Origin of the sequence: Pedobacter sandarakinus, assembly GCF_026240095.1 — a bacterium.
GTDB lineage: Bacteria > Bacteroidota > Bacteroidia > Sphingobacteriales > Sphingobacteriaceae > Pedobacter > Pedobacter sandarakinus.
This window is the reverse complement of sequence record NZ_JAPIVG010000001.1, coordinates 726,424-743,129: the sequence shown is the minus strand read 5'-3', so window position 1 is coordinate 743,129 and position 16,706 is coordinate 726,424. Positions and strand designations below refer to the sequence as shown.

The window sequence follows — 16,706 nt, the reverse complement described above, 5'->3', positions numbered from 1 at the left end:
AATTTTATCATCCACAACCTATGGTATAGTTATAATTGATATATTTGTGAACATAAATAAATTATACCTATATGACCTTAGTTCAACTAGAATACATTGTTGCTGTAGATACTTACCGAAGTTTTGTAATTGCTGCAGATAAATGTTTTGTAACCCAGCCAACTTTAAGCATGCAGGTGCAAAAGCTAGAAGAGCTTTTGAGTGTGAAGATATTTGATAGGAGTAAGCAGCCAGTCTCTCCAACCGAAATTGGGAGTCAAGTTATTGCCCAGGCCCGAATCATCCTACAAGAGAGTGGCAAGGTAAAGGAATTAATCAACAGCCAGCAACAAGATGTGTTAGGTGAGCTAAAGATTGGGGTAATTCCTACTGTTGCACCCTATTTGTTACCTCAGGTAATCTCTGCCATGCTCGCAAAGTATCCCGATTTAAAACTCTTAATCTGGGAATACACAACAGAAGATATCATACATCACTTAAAAACAGGTGTATTAGATTGTGGTATTTTAGCTACACCCCTTACCGATTCTAATATTGCCGAAGTACCCCTGTATTACGAGAATTTTGTAAGCTATATCAGCAAGAATAGTAAACTCTATAAAAAGAAAGCTGTAGATGCTGCAGACTTAAATGACGAAAATATCTGGCTACTTAACGAAGGTCATTGCATGCGCAATCAGGTATTAAACATTTGTAGATCTACAAAAAATAGCCGCTTACAAGGTTTAGAATACAATACTGGCTGTGTAGAAACATTAGTACGAATGGTAGATTTAAATGGTGGCGCAACCCTTTTGCCCGAATTGGCAATTGTAGATTTGAGCACCAAGCAGACTGCAAAAATCCGTCAGTTTAAGTCGCCAGAGCCTGTTAGGGAAATTAGCCTGGTTACGCACAAAAACTTTATCAAAAAAAGAATGCTTAATGCATTAAAGGAAGAGATTTTAGCCATCATCCCGAAAGCAATGAAACAGAAGAAGAAAAAAGATATTGTGGGGATCTAACTTTCGCGGTTGCCAACATGGGGCGCCCTTTCGTAGCTTGCTACAGATGGATTTTTATCCTCCAGCAATACCAAGATAATTAAAGAAATAACGGGAATTAAAAAAGAAATTAAAAACCAAAACCAAAATTTACGACCTGTTCTTTTGGCTAAAAAACCCGCTAAAATTTGCGGAGATAATAATAGCGCTAAAACAATACTGCCTATAATAATTTCGGGCATGTGCAGCGTATTACTGTTTTTGTGGTTCTAACGGTGGGGCAGATAATAAACCTTTAATGTCGCTTTCTACCTCCTCTTCTTCGCCTTTTTTCTTTTTCTTGTTTTTGGTTTTAGCACTCTTTCCACTTAAACGCTCTTCAATAACTTTATCGTATTCAGTCTGTTGTTCGCCCTTTAACACGTTGCGAATGTTCCTACTGGTTTCATTCTGAAGTTTGTAAAATTTATCTACGTCTTCTTCTCTGGAGTTGCCCGCTTGCTGTCTTTTTATCAGCTCTGCTTGTTCTTTAGCCTGGTTAAAAGTAAACCGATAAATTACACTTTTCTGTGTGTCATTTAGCTTCAAACGCTTATCTAAATCATCCACATTTTTTTTAGCTATTTCATCTGGCGTAGGCACTTTATTCTGCTGTGCGTTCACTGTGCCACATATGCCAACTAAAATTAAAAGCAAAAATACAACCCTCTTCATTTTAAATAGATTAGTTAGCGAAGTTACTTAATTTGTTTAAAACACGAAAGTCCCGATTTTAAATCGAGACTTCCATAAATATAGTCTGGAAAAGGGCTATTATAAAGCTTTTTTATAAAGCTCAGCTACAGCATCCCAATTTACCACATTCCAAACTGCCGCTAAATAATCAGGGCGTTTGTTCTGGTATTTTAAGTAATAAGCATGTTCCCAAACATCAATACCAAAAATTGGTGTACCCTTTACTTCGGCTACATCCATTAACGGATTATCTTGGTTTGGAGTAGAAGAAACCTGAAGTTTTTTATCTGCACTAACAGATAGCCAAGCCCAACCAGAGCCAAAACGTGTAGCGCCAGCTTCTTGCATTTTAGTTTTTAATTCTGCAAAAGAGCCAAAAGTTTCGTTTATGGCTTTAGCCAAATCGCCAGTTGGTTCACCCCCTTTATTAGGACCTAAAACATTCCAAAATAAAGAGTGGTTATAGTGTCCGCCGCCGTTATTTCTTACAGCTGCTGGATATTTAGAAATGTTTTTAACAATTTCTTCGATGCTCAAACTTGCCTCAGGCTTACCTTCAACAGCCTTATTCAGGTTAGTAACATAAGCTTGGTGGTGTTTATCATGGTGAATCTCCATGGTAGTTTTATCAATATGCGGTTCTAATGCATCGGTTGCGTAATGTAACGCAGGTAATTCAAAAGCCATAGTTTTTTGTTTTAAAAATTTTAAAATGTTTCTAGAGCAAATATAACATTCGTAGGTTAAGATTTGTTCATGTTATTATCATCAAATCGATTTCCTAGCCTGCAAGCTATCTTTTTTTGGCAAAAAAATCCTGCATAAGCTTGCCACATTCCTCGGCCAATACACCACCTTTTAATACCGTTTTAGGATGCAATAAACTAGATTCCTTTGAAATAAATCCCCTTTTTTCTTCCCTTGCGCCATATACAATCCGGCTGATTTGTGTCCAATAGCTTGCTCCAGCGCACATTACACATGGCTCAATGGTTACGTATAATGTGCAATCTCTCAAGTATTTTCCGCCAATGGTTTGTGCAGCCGATGTAAAGGCCTGCATTTCGGCATGGGCAGTTACATCATTAAATCTCTCTGTTAAATTATACCCTCGTCCAATAATCCTGTTTTTGCAAACGACAATAGCACCAATCGGAATTTCATCCTCCTCCAAAGCTTTTTTTGCTTCTATCAACGCCAGCTTCATGTAGTGCATATCCTCTTCCTCCAGGTTAGGAGCTTCAAAATTGTAAAAACTCATATCGCAAAGGTAGCTAAACTTTAAGCTGTATATTTATTCTTAGAAGCGCAATTTGCTGCAAGTAGGGAAATGTCTTCCTGCTTTACATTTTAGCTCCAATTTTCGCGAAAATTGGAGGCTGCCATTGCAATCAGGGCTAAATGGCTAGGCTGGTGCTACTATTTCGGCGCTAAAAGCATAGAAATATTAAATCAATTTACTTCCGTTTGGTACAGGCCTTTCAACAGTACTTAATACAATGCTGCCCTGCTCATCAGCAAAACCAGTAACTAAAAATTCCGACATAAACTTTCCTATCTGTTTTTTTGGAAAATTAATTACGCCAATAATTTGCTTGCCAACCAATTCTGTTAAGCTATAGTGTGTAGTAATTTGTGCACTGCTGGTTTTAATTCCAAATTCACCAAAGTCTACCTTCACTTTGTACGCCGGGCGTCGCGCTTCCGGAAATTCGAAAACCTCGATTATAGTTCCTACCCGTAGATCTACTTTTTCAAAATCGTTCCAAGTTATTTCTTGCATTGCTTATGTACTTAAATCGCAAAGATACCAAATCAGTCTCTATCGGCTATTCGTTTCTAGAAACAAGAAAATTTAGTCACGCTTAGAAGCTTTAATCGTTAGAGGTACTCAAATTTCAACTTTAAATAATCGTTTACAAATAATAAATGTCACTTTAACATTTTTTAATTTAAAAAAAAGCAAAATTAATTTTTGATTTTATTACATTTATCCTTCTAAACCAAATAACACGTTGTAAATGAAAGTTACAGATTACATTATTTTTCTAGCCTATTTTGCTGTAGTAGCAATCTATGGGTTCTGGATCTATCACCGTAAGAAACAGGCGCAAATGAGTAGTAAGGATTATTTCCTTGCCGAGGGGTCGCTTACATGGTGGGCAATTGGTACATCGCTAATTGCATCTAACATTAGTGCAGAGCAATTTGTAGCCATGAGTGGCGACGGATTTAAAATGGGATTGGCTATCTCAACTTACGAGTGGATGGCTGCAGCAACTTTAATTATTGTTGCCACATTTTTTATTCCGGTGTATTTAAAAAATAAAATATACACCATGCCGCAGTTTTTAAGCCAGCGATACAATGGTACCGTTGCTATGATTATGGCAGTGTTCTGGTTATTACTTTATGTTATAGTAAACTTAACATCTATTTTGTATCTGGGTGCCTTGGCCGTAAGCAGTATATCAGGTATTGGGTTTTGGTATTGTATGATGGGATTAGCCGTTTTTGCTGTAATTATCGCATTGGGCGGAATGAAAGTAATTGGTTATACAGATGTAATTCAGGTAGCGTTTCTAATTTTTGGAGGTTTAGCTACCACCTATCTGGCACTCAACTTGGTTAGCGATCATTTCGGTGGTAATGGTGTATTGGATGGTCTTGCATTTTTAAGAAAAAAAGCACCCGATCACTTCCATATGATCTTCAAGAAAGATAGCGCAAACTACGCTTCATTACCGGGTATGACAGTTTTACTAGGTGGTATGTGGATTGTGAACCTAAATTATTGGGGTTGTAACCAGTACATAACCCAGCGTGCATTAGGGGCAGATCTAAAAACTGCGAGAGCAGGGATCTTGTTTGCAGCATTTTTAAAACTTTTAATGCCACTAATTGTGGTGTTGCCAGGTATTGCAGTTTACATGTTGTATCAAGAAAAAACAGGTATCGATGTTAACTCGATGATGCCTGGCGGTGAATTAAGGCCAGATAGGGCGTACCCTACTTTGTTAAATATTTTGCCAACAGGCCTAAAAGGTTTGTCTTTCGCTGCTTTAACTGCTGCTATCGTTGCATCTTTGGCAGGTAAAATCAATAGTATCTCTACTATTTACACCTTAGATATTTTCAAAAAACACATTAATAAAGAGGCTAGCGAGAAAAATTTAGTTAAAACAGGTAGGTTAGTTGTTATCGTGGCGATGGCAATTGCCGTAGCTATTTCACCATTCTTGGGTATCGATAAAAAAGGTGGGTTCGAATTTATACAGGAGTATACAGGTTTTGTAAGTCCGGGGATTTTTGCCATGTTCATTTTAGGCTTTTTCTGGAAAAAGACAACGTCAAACGCGGCACTGTTTGCTACTATTGGTGGCTTTGCCATATCTGTTTTACTCAAATTCTTACCTGGAATGGTAGATTTATCTTTCTTACACCAATTTGGTTTTTCAGTTGCCAATGCAGAGGGTGTTTACGAAATCCCTTTTATCGATAGAATGGGTTTTGTATTTATCATTTGTATTATTGTAATGTACGCAATTAGCATGTTCGAAAATAGCAAAGGCGATAAGTCAAATGGATTAGAAGTAGACAGTAGCATGTTTAAAGTACATCCGTCATTTGCTGTAGGATCTTTATTAGTTACCGGAATTTTAGTAGCACTATATTCTATCTTCTGGTAAGCTAAAACAAAAAATAAATAAAAGGCGCATAATGGGTAATCCATATGCGCCTTTTATTTATATGCCAATCGGCTATCGTTTGATTAATGCCTGATAGCAGAACCTCTACATCCAGGTTCTTACTTTAACTCAGCTCCCTAAAATGTGGCTTAGGTTATTGCGCACAAGGTCCGTCAGGTATAGTTTTGCTTATTTTTATTAATTTAGTTACTACAAGCGTAGAGTCGAAATCAGCAGAAACTGCAGAGGTGTCAGATTTTGCAAAGTAGCCTTGTAATTCTACATAAACAGGCTCATAAGGCTTTTCGAAATTCAGGTTACTGTAAGCCAATTCTAGCTTTTTTACACTATCGGCCACCCAAAATTCTCTTCCATCATCGCATAGCGTAAAAGATTTCATCTCAGGGCCAAAGCTATATAAACCCTTAACAGTTTTGATGTTACTCTCTTTATCGCTGGTATTATCTTTTCTATTACATGCAGTAACAGCCACACCCAGTAGTACAACAAATAAAAAACCTTGTTTAACTAACTTCATCCCTTTATATTGTTTGATTAATTTGGTCTATTTTTTTAACACTTAAGTTTGATGACAAAGCGGATGCCAAAAATGAAAATATGCCGACGGTTAGAAAAACCAATACATAATCTTTCCATTTCAATCCAATTGGATAAGCATCTAAAAGGGTATTTCCACTCATTTTGATAATTCCATAATTTTGCTGTATATAGTAAAAAACCAGCCCGATTATTAACCCCAAAATACATCCAGACATCGTTATCATCATGCCCTCGAAGAGAAATATCCGTTTTATTAGTGTTTTACTAGCGCCTAGGCTGCTCAATATGGCAATATCTTTTACCTTATCAATTACCAGCATGGTAAGAGAGCCAATAATGTTAAATATCGCAATGATCAAGATAAAGGTGAGGATAATGTACACTGCCCACTTTTCGGTATTAAGAATATGGTAAAGCGCCCGGTTCTGCTCTGCCCGGTTAAGTACTTCGAATTCACTTCCTAGTTTCGCAGCAACTTCCTCTTTAAAACGATCAATATCAACGCCCTTATTCAGGTTAATTTCAATTAGGGAAACATTTTTTTCTTCACCAAGTAATGTTCTGGCAAATTCGAGTGGTACAATTATACCTCCATCAAATTCTTGCTGCACTTCGAAAACGCCACTTACCCTAATGCTTTTGTTTACAAAATCATCGGTAGGGTTTAGGCTATTAACCGCTATTGTCTTCTTTGGAGAAAAGATTTCCATCTCAGTAAAAGGATCTACCGTATTTACTGCTAACTGACTTTGGAGAGCGGAGCCAATGACTGCAGCGTAACCGCTTCGGTTGTTTAATACAAAACGTCCTTCTATAATCGTGCTATCTAGCTTTGCGTTCTTTAAATAATCTAAACTTACACCTTTAACCATCCCAACGGCTTGCTTTTCATTATATTTAAGTAACGCATTTTCTTGCAATACCTCGGTATAAGAATGTATGTCTTTGTTTTTCTTCAGCGCACTAAAATATCCCACATTTGGGTCGAACGTCTTACCTTTTACCGGGCTGATAGCCAATTCGGGCGTCATGGTGTCAAACATACCTAAAACGGTATTTTCTAAACCATTAAAAACCGATAATATAATAATTAACGCCGCACTGCCTACCATTACCCCAACCATAGATATGCCTGATATCAAATTAATTGCATTGGTAGACTTTTTAGCAAATAGATAACGTTTTGCAATGTATAGCGGCGTATTCACAAGGTAAATATAATTAAAATGTAGTTTGCTAATGCTGATGTTTAAAAGGTAAAATTAAAATGTAAACCACTTCACAACTCAGCGTGTGCTACACTTAAAAAAACGGATTATGCTGTTTCTCAAACCCAATGGTGGTTGTTGGACCATGACCGGGATAAACAACAGTCTCGTCAGGTAAAACGAAGATTTTGTCTGAAATGTTTTGAATAAGTTGCTGATGGTTTCCTCCGGGCAAATCTGTACGGCCAATACTGCCCTGGAATAAAACGTCTCCTCCAATTAAAAGGTGATCAGTTTCGCTGTAAAAGCATAAATGTGCTGGGGAATGGCCTGGCGAAAAAATGATTGAAAGCACGCTATTGCCAAATTTAACCTCACCTGTTTCTGGTAAAAAGGTATTTGGAAGTGGTGAGCGTTGGTAGCGGGTAAAACCCATCGCAGGCGCATAACCTGGAACTGCATTTAAAATTGGTAACTCTCCTGCATGAAATTGAGGTTTAAGCCCGTAAGTATCGAACACGAAACTATTTCCGAAAACATGGTCGATATGGCAGTGTGTATTTAAGAGTAAAACTGGGTTAAGGCTTTCCTGCCTGATGAAAAATGCTAATTGATTTTCCTCAAAACCCTCATACATTCCGGGATCTATGATTACACAAGCTTTCGTTTCATCGAACAAAAGATACGTGTTTTCGCTATAGGCATTAAAAGTAAAGGTTTTTACCGTAATCATATCTTATTAGTTTTTCCACTTGAACGTAGAAATAAGGGTGTCTATATCTGTTTTGATGAAATTAATTACCGGAGCGATTGAGTCATACTGCGGACGCTCATTAAAGTACAGCGCACCTCTAAAATAGTGCTTGGCACTATCAGTTAAAAAGAACTGGATGGAGGATGCTGTGTTTCCCTCTATCGCATAATAAATTCCATATACTTTTTTATCTGGATAATTGATGAGTTTCTGATCAATTGCACTAGCCTTTATCGTGTGTTTAAATGCAAGTTTTCTGGCGTCTTCCACCATCTCATCGAAAGCGCCTTTTCCTGAAACATCATAATAAGTTAAATGAAGATATCCATTGAACTGTTTAAAATGAAGGTTGTACCAATAGCGTCCTGCATCTCTACCCTTGTAGGGTTCAACACTCCCGTAAACTGGGTAGCTGAAGCTGAAGGGGGCTTTATCATCAAAAATCTGATAAGCTTTTTCTGGGTAAACAATTCGAAAATAAGCTTTAGGCTTAGGGCTATAGTCATTATTTTGACACGCAGCAAAACATAAAACAAACACCGAGGCAAGAAAAACTAATTGTTTTATTTTCATAATATGTTAACCATAACGCATGAATACTTCAAACTTGCCTAATCAAAGAGATTAAGACTGATTATTTATTCCAAATTGCCCAGGCTTTTTCAGCTTGTTTATGTAGCATTTCCAGGCCATCTTTTACTTGTGCACCACGAGCTGCTGCCTTGCGCAAAAAGATAGTCTCTAGCGGGTTGTATACTAAATCGTAAGCCAAATACGCAGGTCCAAGTCTGTTGTAGTCGATTTCCGGATAGCTATCTATATTCGGAGACATTCCCAGCGGGGTGGTATTAATTAGTAATTGATGAGTTGATAAAATTTCATCGGTTATTTCAGCATACAAAATTGTATTGGGTTGCGGTTTACGCACTACAACCAAATATTTAATTTTAAGTTTATCAAGTACATATTTAACGGCCTTTGCTGCTCCGCCGTCGCCGAAAATAAGCGCTTTGGTGTGTTGAGGTTGTAACAGGGGTTTTAAAGATTCTTCAAAACCAAAGGCATCAGTATTATACCCCTTCAAGTAATTCTCACCATCAAAACTTTTAATGGAAATGCAATTTACAGCTCCAATTTTCTCTGCGGCATCTTCAATTTCGTTTAAATAACAAAGCACATTCACTTTATGTGGTATGGTTACATTTAAGCCACAAAGTGAAGGGTTTTTCTCTAATAAATCTGGCAAAGACTTAATATCTTCAATAGGGAATAATTCGTACTGGTGATTTGCAATGCCCTCATTGATGAATTTTTCGCTAAAATATTTTTTAGAGAATGAATGAGATAGTGGAAACCCGATTAACCCGTATGTTTTCATATGCATATAAACATGAATGCGAGTCGCAATTATTTTCTTGGTTTAAAAATAATCACGACCCGCAATAACAAATTTATTTATTTTACTTGGTTGAGAAAATAATCAAAGGTATCTCCCCTCAGACCTAAACGAATTGTTTCTAAAGGAATAACTTCAGCTGGAGCAATATTGCCAAGGTTAACGTTGGTGCCGATTAATTTAATAAACCATACCTGCTGCTCTTTCTGGGGTGCTTCCCAAATAATTGTTTCTTCTGGAATTTGGGTTAGAATTTCGTCCACCAATCCCTCACGCACTTCGCCACTACCCCTATAAATACCAACATTTCCGCCTTCGCGTGCTTCAGCAATCACTTTCCAAGAACCAGCCTCAATTTCTGCTTTCATCAATTTAATCCACTTATATGGAGCAAAAATTTTCGCCGCATCCTTGCTTCCAACTTCAGAAATTACTGTTACTTGTTTAGATAGCTCGCTAATGTAGTTGCATTTTAGGTCGTGTTCAATTTCGATAGATCCATCAGAAACCTCGCAATATTCCATCCCATATTGTTCTAAAACCCGTTGATAATCTGAAAACTGATTACGAATAATGAATGCCTCGAATAATGTTCCACCAAAATAAGTTGGAATGCCAGCGCTTTTATACAAAGCCAATTTTTCTTTAAGATTAGGGGTAACATGCGATGTAGCCCAACCTAACTTTACAATATCTGTATGAACGCCGGCAACTTCAATAAAATCTTCAACCTGGCGTAGGCTTAATCCCTTATCCATAACCATTGTTAAGCCTTTTTGGCGTGGTTTAGATGGACGCTCGGGAACGTTTAATAATGGGTAATTCATATGTGTACAAAAGTGAAAAAAATTTTGAGATTTATTTATTAAATTTTTTTCACGTCGGTTTTAGCGAATATAACGGTTTATCACGTTTATAATTGCGCTGTTGTCTTGCAGTTGTGGCAAGTATTCGAACAGTATATAATGTTTCTCCGGATCGGTAGTTAACGCAGTTTCCAGGTAGCCAAGTGCATCGGCATAACTTCCAAGTGCAAAAAGGTAGGCAACCATTCTATAATAAAGTTCTGCGGCTTCTGGGTTGTTCTTTATCGCTTCGGCCATGGTTTCTGATGCTTCTAATAGCTTACCCTGCTCATAAAGTACTGTGCTAAAATCTAACCAGGCCTCAACATCCATTGGGTTGTATTCTAAAACCTTTTCGTATGCCGCAATTGATTCTTCTATTTGCCCTAATTTATAGTAGGCATCTGCCATTGCAAACCAGAAATCACCATTTTCTGCTTCTAAATCGATTGCTTTCTTGTAAAAGTGGAGCGATTCGAAATAGCGTTCTTCATGGTTTAAGGTTACGCCAATTCCAAACCAGGCATCGGCCATTTTAGGGTCCATTTTTACCGATTTTTTATAATAAGAACGGGCCTCGTCCATTTTTTCGAGCTTTTCGAAACACTCGCCAATGGCACAATAGGTATCTGCATTGGGCTGTTCGTACTCAAAAGTTTGCTTATAAACATCGATAGCTTCATCATACTTATCTAGCTGCACTAAAGCATTTCCCTTGTTAAAATAGGCCGAACTAAAATCTTCCTTAATTAAGATGGCATAATCATAGGCGTCGATAGCTTTTTCAAAGAGATTAAGTTTATGGTAGCTGTTTCCTAAGTTGTACCATGCAGCATAAGAATACGGATCGGTATCGATATATTGTTGATAAAACTTAATGCTTTCTTCCTGTTTATCTAACACGTCATAGCAGAAAGCCAATTCATATAAACCATCCTGGTTTTCCATGTTTTGCTCCAAGCTAAGCTTAATATAGGTAATTGCGCTTTCATAGTCGCCCATGCTTTGGTAAACATAGGCCATTTGCAGTAGAATTTCATCTGTGCTTTCGGCAAGTCCTAATGCTTTTTCATAATTTTCTAAGGCTTCGCTAAAACGTTCGGTATTTTGAAATATATTACCACGAAGCAGGTAAATATCTGCCTCAGATGGTTCTAGTAGCTCTGCTTTCTGCAAAGCAATAAAAGCTTGATCGTGATTATTCGTTAAAATGAAAAGATGTGCCTGCTTAATTAAAAATACTGTTGCATAAGGATGTTGATTAATGGCATAGTCTACCACTTGCAAGGCCTTTACAGGATCATTTTTTTCAATGTAAAAATCTACAATATATTCAAAGGCTCCAGCATCAAAAAAGTATTGATCCTGATTGCGGAGCATCTCTTCGTAACGTTCTACTGAACGTTGTGCATCTTCGTTGGATTCAAAAAAGAAGTCTTCTTCCATATACTATTAAATTAAAGAACCGTGCCAAATCCTCACTTTATACTTCCTAAGTTTAGCAATTTTAACAGACATGTTTAGAAATAATTATTAACATAGACATGCAAATACAACCTAAATACCTGAAAATTAACCTTGTTGGAGGTGTTTTTACTATGTGAATAATCGAATGATTTTTTCAATTTCGCGGTTCCTGTTCACTTCTATGACAAAAATAGTATAAATTTATACGAATAAGGTAATGTATAAGTCATGAAAAAACCAGTACTGTTTGTCCTTTTTTGGGTAGGAATGTGCGTAAATTTATTTGCCCAGGATGAAGAAAAGGAGATAAAAATGGTGGTAAATAACTTGTTTGCCGGTATGAAGAGCGGTGACAGTACACTTGCCCGGTCTGCTTTCGCAAAGGACTGCATCTTTCAAACTGTTGGCAACAAAGATGGAAAAACAGTAGTACGGAACGAGTCGTTAGATGGGTTTATCAAGTTGATTGGTTCGCCACACCCGCAAAAATTCGATGAACGCATTGTGTTTACGAAAATATTGGTAGATGGTCCGTTGGCAAGCGTATGGACGGATTATAAGTTTTATGTGGATGAGAAATTTAGCCATTGCGGCGTAAACTCTTTCCAATTGGTTAAGGGAGAAGGTGGTTGGCAAATCGTTTATTTAATAGATACCCGAAGGAAAGACGACTGCAAGTTCTAGTTAGAAATTTTAAATATAAAAAAAGGTTGGCAACGATGTAACGTGCCAACCTTTTTTGCACGATAAATGTTTCTACTCTTTGCTTAAGACTGCAGCAGCATTTTTAAATATTTCTGCCTGCTTATTTAGATTGCTTTTGTTAGTTCCGCTTGCAGATGTAGCTTGTTGTGTTTTCGCCTGAGCTGTATTTGCATAAGCACCAGATAGCTGCTTGTTTAAATAGGTTTCTAGTTTCAATCGTTTTATTGCATTGTTAATATCGTCAATGCCTTTTTGCGTAGTAACTGGATTGGTGTTTGCTCTTAGGTACTGGAAATATTGGCCAATGGTACCAAAGATTTTATTGCGATCGCCATTGGCCATGATGTTCGAATAAAAGGGCTGATGATCGTCTTTAGGGTCGCTGATATAAATTTCGGCTATCGAAGCAGCAATGTGATCTTTAGTGTCAGCATCCAGGCCTTCCAGTGCTGATGCACTTTCTTGTGGAGCCAATTTCGCTAATCCACCAATACCGGCAGCAATTACTCGGTACGATCTGTCTTTTATGCTCTCCACCATCAAAGATTTGTAGCCCTGATCTCCTGTTTCGGCCAGCTTTGCTAATGCTGCAGCCCTTACTTCAGTATCTTTATCTATTCTAGCCAGCTGCATTAATATTGGCAAAGCCTGTGTTTTAATTTCAGTATCTTCTAAGTTTAACCCAGCAATACTTAAAGCACGCAAATCTCCTGATTTATCTTTCAGACCGCTCAATAGAACCTGCTGTCCGCTCTTAGCTTTACTTTGCATAATAAATTGTAAAGCCTCTATGCGGTTGGCATAACTTGGTGCATTTTTATATTGGAAATAATAATCTTCTGCAACCTTATTATCATTGATTTCACCTACGATAATTTTATCAGCATCGAAATCGATTAAGTCTGGTTTACTGGCAACGTCGAAGCTAAAATCTTGTGTTCTGCTATTAATGATGATTTCTTTTCTGATCTTCTGTCCGCCAACATAGATATCAACTTTAACAGGTAAAGTAAAGGTTTGTACGCCGGTATCCTGCGTTTGTTTCACTTTAATGGTTGCCTTCCCCCCGCTATAGCCATAATCAACAGCTAAGATTGGATGGCCGCCGCTATAATACCATTGGTTAAAATATGGACTCCAGTCTCTCCCGGTAACATCTTCCATCGCCAACCTTAATTGATGGGTCTCGCCATTCTTAAAAGCGTTTGTGGTTAAGTATTTATTTAAGCCTTTATAGAAAGCGTCGTCACCCATTTGGTTCTTCATGGCATACAGAATGATTGATCCTTTGGCATAGCTAACATTATCGAACATATCTTCCTTATCACCATAATAAAAACGAGCAAGAGTTGGGCTTTCGCCATTTTTGGTAGAGCTGATGTAAGATTGTAGCTTTTCGTATCGAGATTTGTCTTCTGCATCTCTGCCCGCGTCATGGCCGTGCCAAACGATTTCTCCAAAGGTGGCAAAAGATTCATTCATGGTGAGGTTAGACCAAGATTCTGCCGTCACGTAATCGCCAAACCACTGGTGAAAAAGTTCGTGTGCAATGGTGCCTTCTTCGTTCCCATCCAGTAATTCACGGTCGGTTTTTTGTACCTGTTCGCCGTGGAGGGTGGCGGTAGTATTTTCCATTGCTCCGGAAACATAATCTCTTGCAACTACCTGGGCATATTTGTTCCAAGGATAGTCTACGCCTAAAATATTGCTATAGAATTTCATCATTTCTGGCGTCTTTCCGAAAATTTGCTTGGCGTAAGGAGAGAATTTAGGCTCTAAGTAATAGTTGACTTCCTTGCCTTTATATGCATCTTTAGTGATTTTGAAATCACCCACAGCCATCATAAAAAGGTAAGGCGAATGTGGAAGATCCATTTTCCAGGTATCGGTTCGGGTGCCATTTCCATTTGCCTTCTGACTAACCAATCTGCCATTAGAAAGGGTTGTATACTTGGCTTGCACCGTCATCGAAATTTCCTGAGTAGTCTTCTGATCTGGTTTATCTATCGTTGGAAACCATGCTGAAGAAGATTCGGTTTCACCTTGTGTCCAGATTTGAACAGGCTTATCCCGATCAGTACCATCCGGATTGATGAAGTATAAGCCTTTTGCATCTGTAATTGCCGCACTTCCTTTCACCTTCAACTCGTCTGGTTTAGCGGTGTAAGCAATGTAGACGGTATATTTTTCGGTGTTTAAATATTTTTTATTTAGGGTGATGAACAATTTATTTTCGTTGTAGGTATATTTTAAAGGTGTATTCCCCTTTGCGCCAACGAGTGCAACGGTTTTGATATCCATGCCTTGCGCATCAAGTGTTAATGAATCCGTAGCGTAAAAATGTGGTTTCAGGGTAATCCAGGCTTTCCCAATTAGATGGCGTTTGCCATAATCAAAAGCTACATCAAGCTTTGTATGAATAAGGTCGTTAATTTTTGGTGCAGTTACCCTATATGCCAACAAATTGCTGGCTTGTTCTACGGGTTTTTCTTGAGCAAAGCTAATGCTCGAGACAAATATAGCAGCCATTAGTGCACTGGCGCTAAGAAATGTTTTAGTCATCTTTATGAAATTTTGTAAGTCTATTCACTTTAAACCAAGGTATCAAATAATATGTTAAAGTAAACCATCAAATTTAACCTCCTTTAACTTAATTTTTTGTTTTTTTGTGTAAATCGTTAGCTATATGAACACAGATATTCAATCAGTTTTAGACCAATTGGGCATAAAAGCCAATAACCCCGCATTCAGTACGGGAAATTATTGGGGAGGAGATTCGAATGATTCTACGCTTGAAAGTATTTCGCCTGTTGATGGAAAGCATATTGCTACAGCGAAAGTGGCAACCGATGCTGATTATGGTCAGGTAGTTTCGAAAGCAGCATCAGCATTTGTGTCATGGCGCATGGTTCCGGCACCGAAACGCGGAGATATCGTTCGCCAGTTTGGCGATGCTTTAAGAAAGAACAAAGATGCATTGGGTACTTTGGTTTCTTACGAGATGGGTAAAAGTCTCCAGGAAGGTTACGGTGAGGTGCAGGAGATGATTGATATTTGCGACTTTGCTGTTGGCTTATCAAGACAATTGTATGGCCTTACCATGCACAGTGAGCGCCCGAGCCACCGCATGTACGAGCAATGGCACCCGCTAGGGATTGTCGGCATTATCTCTGCATTTAACTTTCCTGTTGCCGTTTGGAGCTGGAATGCTGCCTTGGCGCTGGTTTGTGGTAACGTATGCATTTGGAAGCCATCAGAAAAAACACCCCTAACTGCTATTGCATGCCAACATATTATTGGCGAAGTTTTTAAAAATAATGGCATTGATGAAGGGGTATCTAACTTAATTATTGGCGATAGAACTATCGGCGAGTTAATGACAAAAGACACAAGGGTTTCGCTTATCTCTGCAACCGGATCTACCAGGATGGGTAAAGAAGTTGCAGCTACTGTGGCAAGCCGTTTAGGCAAAACATTGTTAGAGCTAGGTGGTAACAATGCCATTATTATCTCTGAGCACGCAGATTTAGATATGAGTTTAATTGGCGCCGTTTTCGGTGCAGTTGGTACTGCCGGGCAGAGATGTACTTCGACCAGGAGATTGATTATACATGAGCATGTTTACGAAGCCTTTAAAGATAAGTTAGTGCGGGCATACGACCAACTTCGAATTGGCAATCCATTGGATCAAAGTAATCATGTCGGTCCGCTGATCGACCAACATGCAGTAACGGCTTACTTGGATTCCATCAAAAAATGTAAAGCAGCAGGCGGTAATTTCGTTGTAGAAGGTGGCGTGTTAACGGGAGACCATTATGCTAGCGGATGTTACGTAAAACCATGTATTGCAGAAGTAGAGAATCATTTTGACATTGTTCAACATGAGACCTTTGCCCCGATATTATACCTGATTAAATATAAAACCTTGGAGGAAGCGATTGCATTGCAGAATGGTGTCCCTCAAGGCTTGTCGTCTGCAATTATGACACTAAACTTAAGGGAAGCAGAGTTGTTTCTCTCTGTAAAAGGATCTGATTGTGGCATAGCAAACGTAAACATCGGCACCTCGGGTGCTGAAATTGGCGGTGCCTTCGGGGGTGAGAAAGAAACTGGCGGTGGCAGGGAAAGTGGATCTGATGCCTGGCAAGCTTACATGCGTAGACAAACCAATACCATCAATTATTCAGATACCTTACCGCTTGCACAAGGTATAAAGTTCGACCTATAATGATTTCTCAATGCAAACTGCATCAGCAATGGGTTAATAACAGGTTTGCACAAAAAAGATCTTTAAGACATTCTCGACACGATAAACCTTGAGATAACAATAGGCATTTGTTCTAAAATAATACGGTGGGTGGCC

Annotated in this window: 17 protein-coding genes; 4 read left to right on the top strand and 13 right to left on the bottom strand. The window is 38.4% G+C overall.

What is annotated here, in order from left to right:
* The first annotated feature begins 71 nt into the window (after positions 1–71).
* Positions 72–1,004, top strand: coding sequence for a hydrogen peroxide-inducible genes activator (locus OQ268_RS03120; RefSeq protein WP_265854606.1), 933 nt, complete (start codon positions 72–74; stop codon positions 1,002–1,004).
* Here the strand turns inward: OQ268_RS03120 and OQ268_RS03115 are convergent.
* The 5 genes from OQ268_RS03115 to OQ268_RS03095 all read right to left on the bottom strand — a co-directional run bounded on the left by OQ268_RS03115 (position 1,001) and on the right by OQ268_RS03095 (position 3,501).
* The gene (locus OQ268_RS03115) at positions 1,001–1,225 is read right to left on the bottom strand and encodes a hypothetical protein (protein WP_265854605.1); all 225 of its coding nucleotides are present in this window, start codon (positions 1,223–1,225) and stop codon (positions 1,001–1,003) included. The two genes, OQ268_RS03120 and OQ268_RS03115, sit on opposite strands and share 4 nt — an antisense overlap.
* A 10-nt stretch (positions 1,226–1,235) precedes the next feature.
* Entirely contained in the window at positions 1,236–1,697 is a 462-nt protein-coding gene (locus OQ268_RS03110) for a hypothetical protein (protein ID WP_265854604.1), read from the bottom strand.
* 99 nt (positions 1,698–1,796) lie between these two features.
* Positions 1,797–2,405 (bottom strand): superoxide dismutase, encoded by a 609-nt coding sequence (locus OQ268_RS03105; RefSeq protein WP_265854603.1) that lies wholly within the window; start codon positions 2,403–2,405, stop codon positions 1,797–1,799.
* Positions 2,406–2,511: 106 nt separating this feature from the next.
* Positions 2,512–2,979, bottom strand: coding sequence for a nucleoside deaminase (locus OQ268_RS03100; protein WP_265854602.1), 468 nt, complete (start codon positions 2,977–2,979; stop codon positions 2,512–2,514).
* 186 nt (positions 2,980–3,165) lie between these two features.
* Complete coding sequence (locus OQ268_RS03095) at positions 3,166–3,501, bottom strand: tRNA-binding protein (protein WP_265854601.1); 336 nt, start codon at positions 3,499–3,501, stop codon at positions 3,166–3,168.
* 238 nt (positions 3,502–3,739) lie between these two features.
* On the opposite strand from OQ268_RS03095, the gene OQ268_RS03090 reads away from it, so the two are divergent.
* Entirely contained in the window at positions 3,740–5,407 is a 1,668-nt protein-coding gene (locus tag OQ268_RS03090) for a sodium/sugar symporter (protein WP_265854600.1), read from the top strand.
* A gap of 154 nt (positions 5,408–5,561) precedes the next feature.
* Here OQ268_RS03090 and OQ268_RS03085 read toward each other — a convergent pair whose 3' ends face one another.
* The 7 genes from OQ268_RS03085 to OQ268_RS03055 all read right to left on the bottom strand — a co-directional run bounded on the left by OQ268_RS03085 (position 5,562) and on the right by OQ268_RS03055 (position 11,617).
* On the bottom strand, positions 5,562–5,945 hold the full coding sequence (locus tag OQ268_RS03085; RefSeq protein ID WP_265854599.1) for a hypothetical protein: 384 nt from the start codon (positions 5,943–5,945) through the stop codon (positions 5,562–5,564).
* Positions 5,946–5,949: 4 nt separating this feature from the next.
* Positions 5,950–7,176: an ABC transporter permease gene (locus OQ268_RS03080; RefSeq protein ID WP_265854598.1), complete on the bottom strand. Its 1,227-nt coding sequence runs from the start codon at positions 7,174–7,176 to the stop codon at positions 5,950–5,952.
* 94 nt (positions 7,177–7,270) lie between these two features.
* Positions 7,271–7,909: an MBL fold metallo-hydrolase gene (locus OQ268_RS03075; protein WP_265854597.1), complete on the bottom strand. Its 639-nt coding sequence runs from the start codon at positions 7,907–7,909 to the stop codon at positions 7,271–7,273.
* 6 nt (positions 7,910–7,915) lie between these two features.
* Positions 7,916–8,503: a gliding motility lipoprotein GldD gene (gldD, locus tag OQ268_RS03070; protein WP_265854596.1), complete on the bottom strand. Its 588-nt coding sequence runs from the start codon at positions 8,501–8,503 to the stop codon at positions 7,916–7,918.
* A gap of 61 nt (positions 8,504–8,564) precedes the next feature.
* Positions 8,565–9,308 (bottom strand): shikimate dehydrogenase family protein, encoded by a 744-nt coding sequence (locus tag OQ268_RS03065; protein ID WP_265854595.1) that lies wholly within the window; start codon positions 9,306–9,308, stop codon positions 8,565–8,567.
* 77 nt (positions 9,309–9,385) lie between these two features.
* Positions 9,386–10,153, bottom strand: a complete 768-nt coding sequence (locus OQ268_RS03060; protein ID WP_265854594.1) for a phosphosulfolactate synthase — start codon at positions 10,151–10,153, stop codon at positions 9,386–9,388.
* A gap of 60 nt (positions 10,154–10,213) precedes the next feature.
* Positions 10,214–11,617 carry a tetratricopeptide repeat protein gene (locus OQ268_RS03055; protein ID WP_265854593.1) on the bottom strand — a complete coding sequence of 468 codons (1,404 nt, stop codon included), beginning with the start codon at positions 11,615–11,617 and terminating at the stop codon, positions 10,214–10,216.
* A gap of 249 nt (positions 11,618–11,866) precedes the next feature.
* On the opposite strand from OQ268_RS03055, the gene OQ268_RS03050 reads away from it, so the two are divergent.
* Positions 11,867–12,322: a nuclear transport factor 2 family protein gene (locus OQ268_RS03050; protein ID WP_265854592.1), complete on the top strand. Its 456-nt coding sequence runs from the start codon at positions 11,867–11,869 to the stop codon at positions 12,320–12,322.
* Between the two features lie 72 nt (positions 12,323–12,394).
* Here OQ268_RS03050 and OQ268_RS03045 read toward each other — a convergent pair whose 3' ends face one another.
* Positions 12,395–14,905, bottom strand: coding sequence for a M1 family metallopeptidase (locus OQ268_RS03045; RefSeq protein ID WP_265854591.1), 2,511 nt, complete (start codon positions 14,903–14,905; stop codon positions 12,395–12,397).
* 124 nt (positions 14,906–15,029) lie between these two features.
* Here OQ268_RS03045 and amaB point away from each other — a divergent pair, with 124 nt between their 5' ends.
* Positions 15,030–16,571 carry an L-piperidine-6-carboxylate dehydrogenase gene (gene amaB / locus OQ268_RS03040; protein WP_265854590.1) on the top strand — a complete coding sequence of 514 codons (1,542 nt, stop codon included), beginning with the start codon at positions 15,030–15,032 and terminating at the stop codon, positions 16,569–16,571.
* Positions 16,572–16,706: the final 135 nt, after the last annotated feature.